Annotated in this window: 13 protein-coding genes and 1 riboswitch; of the genes, 12 read left to right on the forward strand and 1 reads right to left on the reverse strand. The window is 32.9% G+C overall.

Going from position 1 to position 19422, the window contains the following annotated elements:
- Window positions 1-591: 591 nt before the first annotated feature.
- Window positions 592-1950 (reverse strand): amino acid permease, encoded by a 1359-nt coding sequence (locus ACY191_RS07880; RefSeq protein WP_042738444.1) that lies wholly within the window; start codon window positions 1948-1950, stop codon window positions 592-594.
- Window positions 1951-2309: 359 nt separating this feature from the next.
- On the opposite strand from ACY191_RS07880, the gene ACY191_RS07885 reads away from it, so the two are divergent.
- The 12 genes from ACY191_RS07885 (at window position 2310) to thrS (ending at window position 19137) form a co-directional block, all read left to right on the forward strand.
- Window positions 2310-3428, forward strand: coding sequence for a citrate synthase (locus tag ACY191_RS07885; protein ID WP_042738445.1), 1119 nt, complete (start codon window positions 2310-2312; stop codon window positions 3426-3428).
- Window positions 3429-3538: 110 nt separating this feature from the next.
- Window positions 3539-4804, forward strand: coding sequence for an NADP-dependent isocitrate dehydrogenase (icd, locus tag ACY191_RS07890; protein WP_042738446.1), 1266 nt, complete (start codon window positions 3539-3541; stop codon window positions 4802-4804).
- A gap of 560 nt (window positions 4805-5364) precedes the next feature.
- Entirely contained in the window at window positions 5365-6075 is a 711-nt protein-coding gene (locus ACY191_RS07895) for a response regulator transcription factor (RefSeq protein WP_229367279.1), read from the forward strand.
- Window positions 6075-7778: a two-component system histidine kinase PnpS gene (gene pnpS, locus ACY191_RS07900; protein ID WP_042738448.1), complete on the forward strand. Its 1704-nt coding sequence runs from the start codon at window positions 6075-6077 to the stop codon at window positions 7776-7778. Before ACY191_RS07895 ends, pnpS begins: the two co-directional genes overlap by 1 nt.
- A gap of 221 nt (window positions 7779-7999) precedes the next feature.
- Entirely contained in the window at window positions 8000-10630 is a 2631-nt protein-coding gene (gene polA / locus ACY191_RS07905; RefSeq protein WP_463269997.1) for a DNA polymerase I, read from the forward strand.
- Between the two features lie 15 nt (window positions 10631-10645).
- Entirely contained in the window at window positions 10646-11518 is an 873-nt protein-coding gene (gene mutM, locus ACY191_RS07910; protein ID WP_042738450.1) for a bifunctional DNA-formamidopyrimidine glycosylase/DNA-(apurinic or apyrimidinic site) lyase, read from the forward strand.
- A gap of 16 nt (window positions 11519-11534) precedes the next feature.
- Complete coding sequence (gene coaE, locus ACY191_RS07915; protein WP_229367277.1) at window positions 11535-12155, forward strand: dephospho-CoA kinase; 621 nt, start codon at window positions 11535-11537, stop codon at window positions 12153-12155.
- Window positions 12156-12607: 452 nt separating this feature from the next.
- A complete protein-coding gene (gene gap / locus ACY191_RS07920; RefSeq protein ID WP_229367276.1) occupies window positions 12608-13636 on the forward strand; it encodes a type I glyceraldehyde-3-phosphate dehydrogenase in 1029 nt (342 codons plus the stop codon).
- A gap of 423 nt (window positions 13637-14059) precedes the next feature.
- Window positions 14060-14530 carry a transcriptional regulator NrdR gene (gene nrdR / locus ACY191_RS07925; RefSeq protein ID WP_042738453.1) on the forward strand — a complete coding sequence of 157 codons (471 nt, stop codon included), beginning with the start codon at window positions 14060-14062 and terminating at the stop codon, window positions 14528-14530.
- Window positions 14531-15928, forward strand: coding sequence for a replication initiation and membrane attachment family protein (locus ACY191_RS07930; protein ID WP_229367275.1), 1398 nt, complete (start codon window positions 14531-14533; stop codon window positions 15926-15928).
- A 3-nt stretch (window positions 15929-15931) separates the two neighbouring features.
- Entirely contained in the window at window positions 15932-16855 is a 924-nt protein-coding gene (gene dnaI, locus ACY191_RS07935) for a primosomal protein DnaI (RefSeq protein WP_042738455.1), read from the forward strand.
- 344 nt (window positions 16856-17199) lie between these two features.
- Window positions 17200-19137: a threonine--tRNA ligase gene (gene thrS, locus ACY191_RS07940; RefSeq protein ID WP_463269998.1), complete on the forward strand. Its 1938-nt coding sequence runs from the start codon at window positions 17200-17202 to the stop codon at window positions 19135-19137.
- A gap of 62 nt (window positions 19138-19199) precedes the next feature.
- Window positions 19200-19371, forward strand: a riboswitch (Lysine riboswitch).
- Window positions 19372-19422: the final 51 nt, after the last annotated feature.

The raw sequence follows: 19422 nt of genomic DNA on the forward strand, positions 1-19422 counted from the left end.
AGCCCATCATAGATTTTTGATCTTTGATGGGCTTGTTATATGTATTAATATTCTGTATTGTTACTGCTCGCTCACCTAGGGGCTGGATCTAGATCGAACCAAGATCTCGACACGCATCCAACAATCTCAGATGCCTTGCAAGCCATATGCAGTTCTTACTTGTGAATACTACAAAAATAAGACACTACCGTATGATTTAATAAACTTCATTAAACCAAATTAGCGAGTTACCTTATGTATAAAAATTATGATAGGTAGCAATTAACTATACCAGTGCAAACTGCAATGCTTATCCCTAAAAATGGTATCGCACAAATTGTTTTATTTTCTAGTGTAGTTATGTTTTGTATATGTGATAAGTATAATGACTCAATACAAATTGAAATTTTCCCAATATAAACAAAAAAATTGTTAAATAAAAAGAGAGCCATTCCATCACGGAATAGCTCTCTTTTATTGCGTTTGAGACAAAAACCTTCAAACTACTAAGTTAAATAACAATAATAACAAAGTTGCCCGCTAAATTTTTAAATACTCTAGAATCAATGCTTTAATGGCTATCTATGTATTTATGCAACTCGTAAATGGTTGTTATTGAGATTTTTCTACTTTTTTATATCTAAGATACATTAAACATAGAATAATGAACCAAATAGGTGTTAAGAACACCGCGATTCTAGTATCAGCATTTACAAATAATAGACAAAATACTAATACAAAGAATACCAATATCGCGTAGCCCATGTATTTACCACCAGGTAATTTGAAAGTGGCCTTTTTATGTGCTTCAGGATTACGACGATGATAATTAATATATGCCACAATGATTAATGCCCATACAACGATGAACAATACAGTTGATACCGTAGTGATGTATGTGAACACTAAAGTAGCATTTGGAATAATATAATTTAGTAATGCTGCAATTAATAATAGTGCACATGATGCGAAAATCGCAATATGTGGAACACCATTTTTATTAGTACTACTTAAAATTGGTGGTGCTTGATCTTTCTTTGAAAGTCCGAATAACATACGACTGTTTGAAAAGATACCACTGTTACATGAAGATGCTGCAGCTGTTAATACTACAAAGTTAATAATACCAGCAGCAAATGGAATACCTATTAATGCAAACAATCTCACGAAAGGACTCTCTTCAGGATTAATTTGTGCCCAAGGAATAATAGACATAATTACTGCTAAAGCACCAACGTAGAATACTAATATACGTAAAGGTACACTGTTGATTGCTTTTGGTAAGGTAGTCTTAGGATCCTTTGTTTCCCCAGCGGTAACCCCTATAAGTTCGATTCCGACAAATGAGAAAAGTGCCATTTGGAATGACATAACAAAACCACTCATGCCTTTAGGGAAGATACCATTGTTGTATAGATTAGTTAGAGAAGCATGACCAAATTGTGTCTTATAAGCCATGATTATCATGATAGCACCAACAACAATTAACGCGATAATTGTAATAATTTTTATAATCGCAAACCAAAATTCTAATTCACCGAATAATTTGGCACTTAATAAATTTAAAGACATTAACACTAGTACGCAAAACAAAGCGCTTAACCAGTTTGGAACATTTGGGAACCAGAAACTGACGTATTTTGCTACGGCTGTTACCTCGGCCATACCTGTTATTATCCAACAAAGCCAATAAGTCCAACCTGTAACGAATCCGGCAAATGAACCTATGTATTCGTTAGTAACGTCGGCAAACGATTTGAAATTCGTATTTGCTACTAAAATTTCACCTAAACCTCTCATAAACATAAATAACATAAAACCAATGATGATATATGTTAGTAATATTGAAGGTCCGGTTAATGCAATAGTTTGCCCAGCTCCAAGGAATAGTCCAGTTCCTATTGCTCCCCCAATTGCAATAAGCTGAATGTGACGATTACTTAGTTCTCTTTGTAATTGATTTTTCCCCATATTAATAACTCCTTTATTTAGCTAACTATTATTATCCTATGCTATTAAAAATAAAACAACTATTTTTATAAACATTAAATGAAGCAGAAGTTTAAAAATACATTAATAATTTGTTATTAACCATGATAACGAATTAAAAAGTTATAAAAATTGATGTGTGTCAACTTACATATTAAAATGGATATATAACCATTTATAGGTTTTAGCAATTATAGGCATATAAATAAATGAATATTTCTTATGTTATGGAATTGAAGATGTTTTAAATCAATCCTAAGTTGTTCACAAAAATGACAGGATTGGATATAATGATTTGTGAAAGCCATTTCATAATGAAATAGAAAAGGGGAAATTTATATATGGCAGAGTTACAAAAAGGTTTAGAAGGGGTAATTGCAGCTGAGACTAAAGTGAGTTCTATTATTGATAGCCAACTTACATATGCTGGCTATGATATTGATGACTTAGCTCAAAATGCTGAATTTGAAGAAGTAATTTATTTATTATGGCATTATCGATTACCTAATAAAGAAGAATTACAAGAACTTAAAGATAAACTCTATGAGTATATGACTTTAAATCCGAGAGTTTATAATCATTTTAAAGAATATGCAACTGGCAATGTACACCCAATGACTGCTTTAAGAACTTCAGTATCATATATTGCACACTTCGATTCACATGCTGAAGACGAAGATGAGTCTCAAACAATGGAAAGAGCCGTACGTATACAAGCTAAAATCGCTTCGTTAGTAACAGCTTATGCTCGTGTGAGACAAGATAAAGAAATTGTTAAACCAAATAAAGATTTAAACTATGCTGGAAACTTCCTATATATGTTACGAGGGGAATTGCCAACTGATATTGAAATTGAAGCGTTTAATAAAGCGCTCGTATTACATGCTGACCATGAGTTAAATGCGTCAACATTTACTGCTAGATGTGCAGTATCTTCATTATCAGATATGTATTCAGGTATTGTTGCCGCTGTTGGCTCGTTAAAAGGCCCATTACATGGTGGTGCAAATGAGCGTGTAATGAGCATGTTATCTGAAGTGAAATCAATTGACGAGGTTGATGAGTACATAGATAACAAGATTAAAAATAAAGAAAAGGTAATGGGCTTTGGTCACCGTGTTTATAAAGATGGAGATCCTAGAGCGAAATACCTGAAAGAAATGAGTAGAAAGATTACTTCAGAAACAGGACAAAGTCAATTGTTTGATATTTCAGTTAAAATTGCTGACAAAATGAAAAAAGAAAAAGGATTAATCGCTAATGTCGATTTCTTCAGTGCTACTGTTTATCATAGTATGAACATCGAACATGATTTATTCACACCTATTTTTGCGGTAAGTAGAACATCTGGTTGGATTGCACACATCTTAGAACAGTACAGAGATAATAGAATTATGCGTCCTAGAGCATCTTATATTGGTGAAACAAATAGAACTTATGAACCAATTGAAAATAGATAAGTTCATAGTAATTAAGTAATTTGTTTTACTATTTATTTGCAACATTGGTTGTAATTTAGTTAGCATAGGATTCAATCACTAAATAATTAAAATTAACGGAGGTTTTACACATGGCAGGAGAAAAAGTAATTAAAACAAACGAAGGTTTAACAGTACCAAATAATCCAATTATTCCATTCATTATCGGTGACGGTATCGGACCAGATATCTGGAAAGCTGCAAGTCGTGTTATCGACGCTGCTGTTGAAAAGGCTTATAACGGTGAAAAGAAAATTGAATGGAAAGAAGTATTGGCAGGACAAAAGGCATATGATGAAACAGGCGAATGGTTGCCTCAAGAAACTTTAGATACAATCAGTGAATATCTAATAGCAATTAAAGGTCCTTTAACTACACCAATTGGTGGAGGTATTCGTTCATTAAATGTTGCTTTAAGACAAGAATTAGACTTGTTTACATGTTTACGTCCGGTACGTTGGTTCCAAGGAGTACCTTCTCCTGTTAAACGTCCTGAAGATACAGATATGGTAATCTTCCGTGAAAATACTGAAGATATTTATGCTGGTATTGAATTTAAAGAAGGTACACCAGAAGCGAAGAAATTAATCGATTTCTTACAAGACGAAATGGGTGCTAAAAATATTAGATTCCCTGAAACATCAGGTATTGGTGTGAAACCAGTTTCTAAAGAAGGTACAGAACGTTTAGTACGTGCTGCGATTCAATATGCATTAGATAATAACCGTAAATCAGTAACATTAGTGCATAAAGGTAATATCATGAAGTTTACTGAAGGTGCATTTAAACAATGGGGTTACGATTTAGCGCAAAATGAATTTGGTGATAAAGTGTTCACTTGGCAACAATATGACAAAATTGTTGAAGAAGAAGGTAAAGATAAAGCGAACGCTGCTCAAGAACAAGCTGAAAAAGATGGCAAAATTATCATCAAAGATTCAATTGCTGATATTTTCTTACAACAAATTCTTACACGTCCAGCAGATCACGACGTAGTAGCTACAATGAACTTGAATGGTGACTATGTATCAGATGCATTAGCAGCACAAGTTGGTGGTATTGGTATCGCACCTGGTGCAAATATTAACTATGAAACAGGACATGCAATCTTTGAAGCTACACATGGTACTGCTCCAAAGTATGCAGATTTAAATAAAGTAAACCCTTCTTCAGAAATCTTAAGTGCTACATTAATGTTAGAACACTTAGGTTGGCAAGAAGCTGCAGATAAGATTACTGCATCAATCGAAAAAACAATCGCTTCTAAAGTAGTTACTTATGACTTTGCTCGTTTAATGGATGGGGCTAAAGAGGTTTCTACTTCAGAATTTGGTGACGAATTAATTAAAAACTTATAATTTAAATAATGAGATTGGAGTATAATTAACTCTGTCTAAATGTAAAACGTCAATTTCTATTGTGAGATAGAAGTTGGCGTTTTTTTTGAAAATGGTTAGTTATTCCGTAGACTACAGCACATTATATTAACCCTTGTCTTGTTGAAGTGTACAATATGCTATTAGTTTGAAGGTAAAGTAACGTACCTATATAAATTTTTTATCTGATATATAATACCTTGAGCATTATAGTAATCTAATTGTAATAACTGTTTGAAACTATACGCTGGATAAGTGGTTATAGATGGTGCTATTTGAAAAGTGGGTACATTTATCTGGAATAAAATAATCAATTTTTAATGTTAAGGTTTTATGAAGATGATTTTAAGGAATAATAAAAGACAATAATCAAAAATAGCATAACAGAGAGTTTATATTATAATTATCTGAACTTTATACTAGCTTAATAATTTGCTAATATTAGCTCAATGTAAAGATTATGTAAATATCGTTAGAACTATGTTATTTTTATTTAAAATTAAGTTATAATCAACTTGTAAACATAAATTTGGAGGTACATTATGTCACAAAAAGTACTTGTAGTAGATGATGAACAATCTATTGTAACCTTGTTAAAATATAATTTAGAACAAGCAGGATACATAGTAGATGTTGCTTATGATGGTGAAAAAGCATTGGAAAAAGTTAACACTACAAACCCAGAGTTAGTCGTATTAGATGTCATGCTTCCAAAAAAAGATGGTATTGAAGTATGTAAAACAATAAGATCAGATAAAAATCTTGTGCCAATACTTATGTTAACGGCGAAAGATGATGAATTTGATAGAGTGTTAGGACTAGAACTTGGTGCAGATGATTATATGACAAAGCCATTCTCACCAAGAGAAGTAGTAGCACGTGTAAAAGCTATTTTAAGACGCTCTGCAATGATTAACGAAGCGAAGACAGTAGAAAATGATGAATCAGACATTATCATTGGTTCTATTCGAATTAGACCGGAGTACTTTGAAGTATATAGAGATGACGTATTATTAGAATTAACCCCTAAAGAGTTTGAGCTATTATTGTATTTAATCGAAAGACAAGGACGTGTTATCACACGTGAACATATGCTGAACTCAGTTTGGAATTATGAATTTGCGGGTGATTCTCGAATTGTGGACGTACATATTAGTCATTTAAGAGATAAGTTAGAAGAAAATCCAAAGCAGCCTAAACTAATAAAAACAGTTCGTGGTTTAGGGTATAAATTGGAAAGACCTAAGGTATAATGTTGAAATTCCATCAACGACTCTTATTTCTATTGTGTACGATTGTGATTCTAAGCTTTTTAGCTTTGGGTGCAATTATTTCACATGTTGTTTATAATACGGTTTCAAATAGCCAAAATGGAGATTTGGAACATCAAGCTCAACACTTATTAAGTTTGTACAACCAAGAAAAGAAATCTGAGATAGTTAATATTGCGAAAAATGAAAAATTAACTGTCGAAATAAAAGATGAAGATGGTGTACTTTTCACTACACAAAAAGGATTAAAGATTAATAAAGAAATCTTTAATGAAGCGAATCCATCCACTTTGATTTACGATAAAGTGGATAATGATCGTCGATTTACGTTCCATACGGATATTAAAGATAAACAGATTTATATTAGTGGTATTAATAATTATATTTTAGATTTGCAAATTAAGATTTGGAAATATATTGGTTTGATTGGCTTATTCGTATTAGTTATTATGTTTGCTGTTGTAAGAAGTATTAATCGTACATATATTAGGCCGATTAATGAAGTGACTTATGCAACCAATTTATTAGCTGAAGGCTATTATCATGTGCGTGTTCCAGAAAGTAATGTAAAAGAAACAAGAGAGTTGTTTGTCACAACGAATGAATTGGCTCGTAAGTTACAACTGTTAAATCATAAGCAAAAATTACAGTCAAACAGATTGAAAACTACAGTGGAAAATATTCCAAGTTCAATTTTGATGATTGATAAATACGGTGAAATTGTCGTAGCTAACCGCGCTTATTATGAGGTGTTCACACCGGATGAAGCAGTAGAACATAAAAGTTATGGCGATTTTATTGATGGTAAAATTCAAAGCTTAATTACTGAGGCGTTTAGAGTTGAAAAGCCAGTATATGATCAAGTAGAACTAACTTTAAATCAAGTACATCAAAAATATTTTGATACTGCTTGTGTGCCGATATTATCGAAATCAAAAAAGCATCTCTATGGCATGGTGCTAGTACTACATGATATTACAAATCTGAAAAAATTAGAAAACTTACGCCGTGAATTTGTCGCAAATGTCTCTCATGAACTAAAGACACCAATTACATCAATTAAAGGATTTGCAGAAACTTTATTAGATGGCGCGATGAATGATAAACAAACATTAACTGATTTCTTAAATATTATTTCTAAAGAATCAGATCGTATCGAAACTTTAGTGTTTGATTTACTCGAGTTGTCACATGTAGAACAGCAGACAGAAATTGAAACAGAACCAGTTAGTCTTTCTGAAATTGCACAATCAACGATTCAAAATATGCAAACCATAGCAGAAGATAAAAATATATCCATTATTGATGAAATTGAACCAGATATCGTAATAGATGCTAACAAAGACAAGGTTTCTCAAGTGGCTATTAATCTTCTGTCTAATGCAATAAGTTATTCTTTAGATTCAAGTCAAGTCATTGTTAAAGTGTATAAAGACATGAATAAACGCATCTTAGAAGTGCAAGATTTTGGCATGGGAATAAGTGAGGAAGATCAGAAGCATATTTTTGAAAGGTTTTATAGAGTTGATAAAGCGAGAAGTAGAGATTCAGGTGGAACTGGCTTAGGTTTATCTATCACTAAACATATTATGGAAGCACACAATGGTAGAATTAATGTGTTTAGTAAGTTAAACGAAGGTTCTACGTTTAGAGTGACCTTTTTTGAAACAAATCAAGACCAATGATGACTGTATAATATCATCATTATTAAATAATTTGATTATAGCGCAGAAGTGATAACAACCACTGTCGCATGTATTTTAGGACTAATCTCATAAAAGATTAGTCCTTTTTATTATGATAATTAAATGGCGCATTTTGTTATGTTAAATTGCTGCGAATCAATACGGTTTAAGTCTGTATTTGTGATAAAATAGTAGGTAAATATGTGTTGGAGGTTAATATATTGAATAAACTAGTCTTAATAGATGGTAATAGTCTTAGCTTTAGGGCATTTTATGCGTTACCACTTTTACAAAATAAGGCAGGTATACACACCAATGCCTTATATGGTTTTGCGATGTTACTTGAGAAAATAATTAAAGAAGAACAACCTACACATTTCTTAGTGGCATTTGATGCTGGCAAGACGACATTTAGACATGAAACTTATGGAGAATACAAAGGCGGTCGTCAAAAGACCCCACCAGAATTAAGTGAGCAGTTTCCATATGTTCGACAGCTATTAGATGCTTATCAAATTAAGCGTTATGAGCTTGATAATTACGAAGCTGACGACATTATAGGAACTTTGAGTAAAGAGGCTGATCAATCAGGTTTTCAAACAATCATTGTTACTGGTGACCGAGATTTAACACAACTGGCAACGGATAATGTTACAATTTATTATACGAAAAAAGGAGTGACAGATGTAGATCACTATACACCAGACTTTATTGCCGAAAAATATGACGGTTTAGTTCCAAACCAAATCATAGACATGAAAGGTTTAATGGGAGATACATCAGATAATATTCCTGGCGTTGCTGGCGTAGGTGAAAAAACAGCAATCAAGTTACTTAAGCAATTCTCTACTGTTGAGAATGTTTATGAACATATTGATAAAGTATCAGGTAAGAAATTAAAAGAAAAGCTAGAGAATAGTAAAGATGATGCAATTATGAGTAAGGCATTGGCTACGATTAATTGTGAGAGTCCTATAGAAGTGAAGGTTAGTGATACAAAGCTACCTGATGAATTAGACGAAACAGCCAAAGTAGAATTGTTCAAGAAATTAGAGTTTAAACAATTACTAGAACAAATTGATGTGGATAGCGATAATAGTAATGTCGAAGAAAAGGATATTTCAGTAGTAGATCATTTTGATCAAATAGATTTTGCTACATTAGAGGAAGCGAATATTCATTTTGAACTTGATGGTACAAACTATTTGAAAGATGATATTATGAAATTTGGATTTTATGATGGTTCACATCATGTAGTAATTGATGCAAATGACATAGATAAACATAAAGAACTCGTTCAATGGTTAGAAAATGGTCAAACTGCAAAAGTGGTTTATGATGCTAAAAAATCGTATATCACAGCGCATCGTTTAAATATCGATTTGAAAAATATTACATTTGACACAATGTTGGCAAGTTACATCATTGATCCATCGAGAACGATAGACGATGTGAATTCTGTCGTAACTCATTATGGTCAACACTATGTAAAAGAGAGTGTTGCTATTTATGGTAAAGGTAAGAAACGTTCGATACCAGAAGATGATGTGCTTAATCATTACATCGCTACCATTACTGAAGCAATTAACCAATCATATCCATTAATGCTTGAACAACTGACTGAGTATAATCAAGCAGAATTACTATTTGATTTAGAGTTACCATTGGCAGAAATTTTAAGTCAAATGGAAGAAATTGGTATTTATACCGATGTAAATGATTTACAAACGATGGAAAGCGAAATTCAAAGTAAATTAGATGAATTAATTCAAAATATTTATGATGCGGCAGGAGAATCATTTAATATCAATTCACCTAAGCAGTTAGGCGTAGTATTATTTGAAAATCTACATTTACCAGTTATTAAAAAAACAAAAACGGGTTATTCTACGGCTGTTGATGTATTGGAACAATTGAAGGGCGAACATCCTATCATCGAGTATATTTTAGAATATAGACAATTGGCTAAATTACAATCAACTTATGTTGAAGGATTACAGAAAGTAATTAGTAAAGATCAGCGCATTCATACAAGATTTAATCAAACCCTAGCTCAAACAGGTAGATTATCTTCAATTGATCCGAATTTACAAAATATTCCTGTACGCCTAGAAGAAGGTAGGAAAATTAGAAAAGCATTTAAATCTACAGATGAAAATAACGTTATATTTTCTGCGGATTATTCGCAAATTGAATTGCGTGTTTTAGCACATATCACACAAGATGAAAGTATGATGCAAGCATTCATCAATGATGAAGATATTCATACTGCAACAGCAATGAAAGTATTTAATGTGGAACCTAATGAGGTTGATGCTATGATGCGTCGACAGGCGAAAGCTGTAAACTTTGGTATAGTATATGGCATTAGTGATTATGGCTTAAGTCAAAGTTTAGGAATTACTAGAAAGCAAGCAAAGCAATTTATTGATGATTATTTAGATAGCTTTCCAGGCGTGAAACAATATATGGAAGATATTGTTAAAGATTGTAAAGCGAATGGTTATGTGGAAACACTATTGCATAGACGTCGTTATATTCCAGATATTACGAGCCGTAACTTTAATTTAAGAAGTTTCGCTGAACGTACAGCAATGAATACACCAATTCAAGGTAGTGCTGCTGATATTATTAAATTAGCGATGGTGAATTTTGCTAAAGCAATTGATAATACAGATTTTCATGCGAAGTTATTATTGCAAGTACACGATGAATTAATCTTCGAAATTCCTGAAAATGAAGTATCAGAATTTGAGAAATTTATAGAAGATATTATGGATAATGCATTAGATTTAGATGTGCCATTGAAAGTAGAATCTAGTTATGGCAAGACGTGGTATGATGCAAAATAGAAAGTTGGTACAATAATGCCGGAATTACCAGAAGTTGAACACGTAAAAAGAGGAATTGAACCATTTGTTGTCGATCAGAAAATTGTAGGTGTACACTTTTCAAATAAAGTAAAAGAAGGTAAGGCAGCAAATAAAGAAACGATTATCAAAGGAATGGAATTAGATACGTTCCAAATGTTCACGCAACAATTTATAATTGAGAAGGTAGAACGCAGAAGTAAATATATTGTTTTCTATCTTAAAAAACAGCATGAGCATCGTATTTTAATCAGTCATTTAGGTATGGCTGGTGGATTCTTTGTTGTAGACAAAATAGAAGATATTACAAACACGAATTATAGAAAGCATTGGCATGTTGTGTTTAAACTAGCAAATGGCAAGTTGCTTGTGTATTCAGATATACGACGATTTGGAGAAATTAGAAATGTGGCCTCATTTGATGCCTATCCTTCATTTTTAGAAATAGCGCCTGAACCATTTGAAGATGGTGCGTTAAGTCATTATTTGTCATGGTTTGATAAGAAACTGTATCAAAATAAACCAATTAAACAGATGATACTAGACCATAGAGTCATTTCAGGTTGTGGAAATATTTATGCTTGTGAAGCGTTATTTAGGGCTGGTATACATCCTGCTAGGTTATCAAAAGATTTAAAACATCAAGAGCGAGAAATGGTGTTTTATTATGTTCGAGAAGTCCTAGAAGTGGGTATAAAAAATGGAGGCACAAGCATATCAGATTACCTACATGCAGATGGTAGTAAAGGTACGATGCAACTACATTTAAATGTATATAAACAAAAGCAATGTAAAGTATGTGGTACTGATATAGAAACACAAGTTATCGCAACGAGAAACAGTCATTTTTGTCCGACATGCCAAAAGTAAAGGAAGAGTGAGTATTATGCCAAAAGTCATAGGATTAACTGGTGGTATTGCTACAGGTAAATCAACTGTATCTGAATTATTAACTATACATGGTTTTAAAATTGTCGACGCTGACGTTGCATCACGAAAGGCAGTAGAAAAAGGAACGACAGGTCTCGCTCAAATTCGTGAGCACTTTGGTGAGGAAGCGATTTTAGAGAATGGTGAGATGGATAGACAATATGTTGGAGAACTTATTTTTAATTATCCTGAAAAGAGATTAGAACTCAATGAAATCGTCCATCCAATCGTCCATGAAATTATGGAACAAGAAAAAGAGGCCTATTTAGAACAAGGTTATAATGTAATTATGGATATTCCATTACTTTATGAAAATGAATTGCAGAATACTGTCGATGAAGTTTGGTTGGTATATACATCTGAAAGTATACAAATCGAGCGTTTAATGGAACGTAATGATTTAAGTTTAGAGGATGCAAAAGCGCGTGTCTTAAGTCAAATTTCAATAGATAAAAAGCGTCGAATGGCAGATCATGTAATTGATAATAGAGATACCAAACTTGAATTAAAGCAAAATGTCGAAACATTATTGATTGAAGAGGGTTATATTGATAATGAAATAGAAGATGGACAGTAATTACTTTAGTCATATTAAATAGCATGTATGTAATTGTTATTAACTATAGGTGCTTAAGTTAATCTCTTTAGCAAGTTTAACGAAGATAAAAACACTGATTTATTAAGGCGTTAGCTTCGAAATTTAACGTTTTGAAACGTAGCTAAGTTGTAACGCTTTTAACAATATATGCTAAATAATGAGAGTAACACATTGATACAAATAAAAATAACGTCAATTCCTATGGCATAAGTACATTAAATAGGAATTGACGTTTTTTATCATTTAGTCTCATAAATCAAGATATATTTTGCATTAATAGCCTAATTATTACAGCATTTCGGGATAATAAAAGCTTTATATTACAGCATAAATAAAAAATTGAAATTTCTAAAAGAAAACGCTTTCTTATTCAAAGTTTTATGTTATACTATTTCCATAAAGTATAACACAAAGATGAGGGGTGCTTTTTAATGGCTACAAATATTGCAATTAACGGTATGGGCAGAATCGGAAGAATGGTATTAAGAATCGCATTAAAAAACAAGGACTTAAATGTGGTTGCAATTAATGCAAGTTACCCTCCGGAAACAATTGCTCACTTGATTAATTACGATACTACACATGGTGCATATGATTTAACTGTGGAACCAGTTGAAAATGGTATCAAAGTTGGTAATCATGAAATAACATTAGTTTCAGATAGAAATCCAGAAAATTTACCTTGGAAATCAATGAACATAGATATCGTAATAGAGGCTACTGGTAAATTTAATCATGGCGACAAAGCAGATGCACATATTAAAGCTGGGGCTAAAAAGGTATTATTAACAGGACCATCTAAAGGTGGAGACGTACAAATGATAGTTAAAGGCGTTAACGATGATCAATTGGATATCGATGCATATGATATCTTTAGTAATGCTTCATGTACTACAAATTGTATTGGTCCAGTTGCAAAGGTATTAAATGATCAGTTTGGTATCGAAAATGGCTTGATGACAACAGTACATGCGATTACAAACGATCAGAACAATATTGATAACCCTCATAAAGATTTGAGACGTGCAAGATCTTGCAATGAGAGTATCATACCAACTTCTACAGGTGCTGCGAAAGCATTAAAAGAAGTGTTGCCAGAATTAGAAGGTAAATTACATGGTATGGCCTTAAGAGTACCTACAAAAAATGTATCTTTAGTAGATTTAGTTGTAGATTTAGAGAAATCTGTTACAGTTGAAGAAGTTAACGAAGCATTCAAAGCACATACATTAGGTGGTGTGATTGATACAGAAGATGCACCATTAGTATCTATGGATTATAATACAAATCCACATTCTGCTATCATTGATACACAAAGTACGATGGTAATGGGTGATAAAAAGGTTAAAGTAATCGCTTGGTATGATAATGAATGGGGTTATTCTAATAGAGTTGTAGAAGTAGCGGCACAAATTGGTTCGTTAATTGCAAATCAGACATCTGCCGTGGTTAATTCTTAATATAAAATATAATAATCAATGTAGAGTAAACTATCTCTAATGAGTTAAAACGTCGATTTCTATTGTTAAAAATAGAGATTGGCGTTTTCTTAATTATGTGAAGTTGTTACTATTTAAGCGTATTTAGTATACCTCGATCAGGAAAATGATAACACCATGTTGAATTGCAACAATAATATATTAACGTTTGAATCGTATTGTGATAAAATGACTTGCCAAATGAGATGGTCGAAATCATTACGTTTTTTTAATATTATATGGCGCATTTTTATTAGGAACCAAGAAAATGGGTGTAAATTATAAATTTTAATATAATAAAACAACTAAAAGTAAAGTGATTTCAGTTGAAGTGTTGCCATTCTTTTGTGGGACTCATATTTATAGTATAATGAAAATTAATCAAATTGAGAGGGTGATAAGACGATGAAATGCCCGAAATGTAATTCGACGCAATCACGTGTCGTCGACTCTAGACATGCTGATGAAGTTAATGCGATTCGTAGAAGAAGAGAATGTGAAAAGTGTGGGACACGTTTTACAACTTTTGAACATATAGAGAAGAGACCATTAATCGTCGTGAAAAAAGACGGAACAAGGGAACAATTTTTACGTGAGAAAATCTTAAACGGACTTGTGCGATCATGTGAGAAAAGACCTGTACGATATGAACAGTTAGAGGAAATTACAAATAATGTTGAATGGCAATTGCGTGATGCAGGTCAAGCTGAAATTTCTTCGCGAGAAATTGGGGAGTATGTAATGAACTTATTGATGCACGTGGATCAAGTATCTTATGTGAGATTTGCGTCTGTCTATAAAGAGTTTAAAGATGTCGATCAATTATTAGAATCGATGCAAGGTATTTTAGCAGAGAATAAACGGAGTGATTCTTAGATGGGATTACAGGCAAATGATTATGGATTGCGACCGCATGATAACTTTAATGTCATTCGTAATTTTGAAATCAATCACAGACATTTGCAAATACTAAATAGATTATTTACACCACTTATAGGTCCTGAGGCAATTGGTTTATACCATTATTTAAACCAATTTGTTGAGCAGTCAGCCGACACAATTGCTACACATTATATTATTATGAGTGAATTAAAGATTAATTTGCTAGAATTTCGAAAACAAATGGATTTGCTAGAAGGTATTGGGCTAATGAAATCCTTTGTAAAGCATGATGAACAACTTTCTTCATTTGTCTATCAATTGGTGCAACCACCATCTGCTAAACAATTTTTTAATGATCCAATGTTGTCAGTCTATCTTTACAGTGAAGTCAGTAAGCAGCGTTACCATCAATTAAAGCAGTATTTCGAAGCAGAACATACTGTAGCAATGCAACACTATCAAGAGGTCACGCGAACATTTACAGATGTATTTAAAGTACCTAATCATCAAGTTAAAGTGGATACGAGTAAAATTCCGAACGACCAACATTATAATGGCATCGAGCTTTCAGATGTAAAGTTTGATTTTGAGACATTATATGACCTATTGCAGACACATTTTATTAGTAAAAAGATTATCAATAAAGATGCAAAACAGTTAATCACACAGTTAGCTACTTTATATGGTTTGACACCAGAATCGATGAAACGCATTATCTTGAAATCGATTACTAGTGCCCAAGAACTTTCTTTTGAAGAGTTAAGAAAGCATGCTCGAACTTATTATTTAATTGAACATGAACAACAGTTACCTAAATTAAATAAAAAGGGTGACGCAGTTTCAAAATCTGCACCAACTCAACAAAGTGAACCAACTCAACAAAGTGCATCAACGGAAAGTAAACAACAACAATGGTTACAGCAACTAGAAGAAACTAGTCCGATTGACATGTTAGCTTCTTGGTCAGAATCTGAACCAACTGCACAACAAAAGTTTATGATTGAAGATTTAATTGAACGAGAAAAACTATCATTCGGTGTCATTAATGTATTACTTCAATATGTTATGTTAAAAGAAGATATGAAGTTGCCAAAGACTTACATTTTAGAAATAGCGTCCAATTGGAAGAAAAAAGGAATTAAGACTGCAGAGCAAGCATATCAACAAGCGATGAAAGTGAATAAGGCACAATCTGAACCACGTAATCATGCTCCAAAGTATAAACAACGTCAATTAGCGTCAAGAGAAATGACGCCAAAATGGTTATTAGAAGCTAAGGATCAGGATGATCATCCTGCAACTGCAAACAATGAACCAGAAGAAGATGAAAAATTAAAGGCTGATAGAGAAGCCTTTCTTAAACATTTGAAACAACAATGGAAGGAGGAATAAGCTATGAAGTCTTTTAGTAATATAATGGGCGACTCTAATGATTTATCAAAGCGCATTGCTAAAATTAAAAAAGATGTAATAAATGATCCTGATGTAAAAGCTTTTTTAGAGTCAAATCAGAAGAATCTAACTAATGCTATGATTGATGAAGATTTAAATATTTTGCAAGAATATAAAGATCAACAAAAACATTATGATGGCCATGCATTTGAACAATGTCCGAACTTTGTAAAGGGGCATGTACCAGAGTTATATATTGAACATGGACATATAAAAATTAAATATTTGCCATGTCCATGTAAAATAAAGCATGATGAAGAACGATTCAACTCCCATCTAATTACTTCGCACCATATGCAACGCGATACTTTAAATGCTAAATTAGAAGATATTTATATGGATAAACGTGATAGATTGGACGTAGCTATGGCGGTAAATAAAGTGTGTGAACAAATCACCAATAAAGAGACGGGTGTTAAAGGACTTTATTTATATGGGCCATTTGGTACAGGCAAGTCATTTATAATGGGAGCAATCGCCAATCAGTTAAAGACTAAAAAAATTCCTTCAACTATCGTATACTTACCAGAATTCATTCGAACATTAAAGGGTGGATTTAAAGATGGTTCATTTGAAACTAAGTTATCACGTGTAAGAGAAGCGAATATCTTAATATTAGATGATATCGGTGCTGAGGAAATTACGCCGTGGGCACGTGATGAAGTGATTGGCCCATTGTTACATTATCGTATGGTACAAGAACTACCTACATTCTTCACATCTAACCTGAGCTTCAAAGAATTGGAACATCATCTTTCTGTGACCCGTGATGGTACAGAGCAAACTAAGGCGGCTAGAATATTAGAGCGTATTAAAGCATTGGCTACACCATACTATCTTGAAGGAAAAAATTATAGGAACGATTGAAATATTGAATAATTGTTGTATAATATAGATAAATCTAAATCAATATGAAATTGTCAAAGACATGATGGACCAGTGAATACTTTACAGAGAGCCAAGTGAGATGAGATTTTGGTAAGTATACTTGTTCATTACTACTTTGTAAATGGTGTGCTAAATCACATCCGGCTCAAGACCGTTATCTTAAGTAGAGTAGGCAAAGTTAACTTTAAGTTAGACGATGTCTTATTTTAGGGTGGTACCACGATGACCTCGTCCCTTTTGGGATGGGGTCTTTTTGTTTTTTTAGTAGTGTGTTTGACAGTTCATTATTGATGATAGTACATATGAAAAATAGGAGGGTAATTATGGAGCAAATTAATATAACATTTCCAGATGGCAATTCGAAGGTGTTTGATAAAGGCACAACAACTGAAGATATAGCACAATCTATTAGCCCTGGTTTACGTAAAAAAGCTGTTGCAGGTAAATTAAATGGACAATTGATTGATTTAACACGTCCAATTGAAACTGATGGGGAAATTGAAATCGTAACACCAGGTAGTGAAGAAGCATTAGAAGTGTTACGTCATTCGACAGCACATTTAATGGCACAAGCTTTAAAACGTCTGTATGGAGATGTTTGCTTTGGTGTAGGTCCAGTGATTGAGGGTGGATTCTACTATGACTTCGATATGGAAGAAAGTATATCATCTGATGACTTTGAAAAAATTGAAAAGACAATGAAACAAATAGTCAATGAAAATTATCCAATAGAACGTAAAGTGGTAACTAGAAATGAAGCAAAAGCATTCTTTAGTGATGACCCTTATAAACAAGAATTGATTGATGCAATACCTGAAGATGAAAATGTAACATTATACTCTCAAGGTGAATTTACAGATCTTTGTCGAGGTGTACATGTTCCAACTACTGCGAAAATAAAAGAGTTTAAACTATTATCTACAGCTGGTGCATATTGGCGTGGTGATAGCAATAATAAAATGCTACAACGTATTTATGGTACTGCGTTCTTTGACAAAAAGGATTTAAAAGCACATTTACAAATGCTTGAAGAAAGAAAAGAACGTGATCACCGTAAAATTGGTAAGGAGTTAGAATTATTCTCTAATAACCAACTTGTTGGTGCGGGTCTACCTTTATGGTTGCCTAACGGTGCTACAATTCGCCGTGAAATCGAACGTTATATTGTCGATAAAGAGGTGAGCATGGGATATGATCACGTGTATACACCAGTTATGGCAAATGTTGATTTATATAAAACATCTGGTCACTGGGATCACTATCAAGATGATATGTTCCCAACAATGAAATTAGACGAAAATGAAGAAATGGTACTACGCCCTATGAACTGCCCGCATCATATGATGATCTATGCGAATAAACCACATTCATACCGTGAGTTGCCAATTCGTATTGCAGAGTTAGGTACAATGCATCGTTATGAAGCAAGTGGGGCAGTATCAGGATTGCAACGTGTTCGTGGTATGACTTTAAATGATGCGCATATTTTCGTACGTCCAGATCAAATTAAAGAAGAATTCAAACGCGTTGTTAATCTTATAATTGATGTTTATAATGATTTTGGTTTTGAAAATTATTCATTCCGATTAAGTTACCGCGATCCTGAAGATAAAGAAAAATACTTCGATGATGATGATATGTGGAACAAAGCTGAAAGCATGTTAAAAGAAGCGTCTGATGAATTAGAATTGGATTATGAAGAAGCAATCGGTGAAGCGGCGTTCTATGGTCCGAAATTAGACGTTCAAGTTCAAACTGCAATGGGTAAAGAAGAAACATTATCTACTGCACAACTCGATTTCTTATTACCTCAAAAATTCGATTTAACATATATCGGAAATGATGGTGAACAACATCGCCCAGTAGTTATACACCGAGGCGTAGTGTCAACAATGGAACGATTTGTTGCATTCTTGACTGAAGAAACTAAGGGTGCATATCCTACTTGGTTAGCACCTAAACAAGTAGCTATTATTCCAGTTAATGTTGATTTACATTATGATTATGCACGTCATATTCAAGATGAGTTGAAATCACAAGGCGTACGTGTAGACATTGATGATCGTAATGAAAAAATGGGCTATAAAATAAGAGAAGCTCAAATGCAAAAAATTCCTTATCAACTTGTTGTTGGTGATAAAGAAGTTGAAAACAATGAAGTAAATGTAAGGAAATATGGTTCTCAAGATCAAGAAACACTTGAAAAAGATGAATTCATTTGGAATCTTGTAGATGAGATTCGTTTGAAAAAACAAAGATAGTCTTGAAAGTCTTTACAAAATAATGTATATTACAAGTTAGTGAAATAAATAAAATTCATAAAATTTGAGTTAGAGGTTGCGTTTTTAATAAGTAAGCATTTTGATGTCGAATGGGTCATATGACGAATGTTGAAAGGTAAAATCGCCGAAACAGACTTTATCCATTTATACTGTTTGTTGGGTCAGTTATCGAAAGAGACTGAACTGTCACATATGTGATGTGCTACCTATATACATGCTATTATTAAATTGGTTGCATATCTATTAGGTATGCAACCTTTTTTT

It is taken from the genome of Staphylococcus sp. TCBT05, from assembly GCF_055179755.1.

Excerpts from the sequence above, each read along its gene's own strand:
- ACY191_RS07880 (WP_042738444.1), bottom strand. The coding sequence starts at position 1,950 with ATGGGGAAAAATCAATTACAAAGAGAACTAAGTAATCGTCACATTCAG.
- ACY191_RS07885 (WP_042738445.1), top strand. The coding sequence starts at position 2,310 with ATGGCAGAGTTACAAAAAGGTTTAGAAGGGGTAATTGCAGCTGAGACT.
- icd (WP_042738446.1), top strand. The coding sequence starts at position 3,539 with ATGGCAGGAGAAAAAGTAATTAAAACAAACGAAGGTTTAACAGTACCA.
- ACY191_RS07895 (WP_229367279.1), top strand. The coding sequence starts at position 5,365 with ATGTCACAAAAAGTACTTGTAGTAGATGATGAACAATCTATTGTAACC.
- pnpS (WP_042738448.1), top strand. The coding sequence starts at position 6,075 with ATGTTGAAATTCCATCAACGACTCTTATTTCTATTGTGTACGATTGTG.
- mutM (WP_042738450.1), top strand. The coding sequence starts at position 10,646 with ATGCCGGAATTACCAGAAGTTGAACACGTAAAAAGAGGAATTGAACCA.
- coaE (WP_229367277.1), top strand. The coding sequence starts at position 11,535 with ATGCCAAAAGTCATAGGATTAACTGGTGGTATTGCTACAGGTAAATCA.
- gap (WP_229367276.1), top strand. The coding sequence starts at position 12,608 with ATGGCTACAAATATTGCAATTAACGGTATGGGCAGAATCGGAAGAATG.
- nrdR (WP_042738453.1), top strand. The coding sequence starts at position 14,060 with ATGAAATGCCCGAAATGTAATTCGACGCAATCACGTGTCGTCGACTCT.
- ACY191_RS07930 (WP_229367275.1), top strand. The coding sequence starts at position 14,531 with ATGGGATTACAGGCAAATGATTATGGATTGCGACCGCATGATAACTTT.
- dnaI (WP_042738455.1), top strand. The coding sequence starts at position 15,932 with ATGAAGTCTTTTAGTAATATAATGGGCGACTCTAATGATTTATCAAAG.
- thrS (WP_463269998.1), top strand. The coding sequence starts at position 17,200 with ATGGAGCAAATTAATATAACATTTCCAGATGGCAATTCGAAGGTGTTT.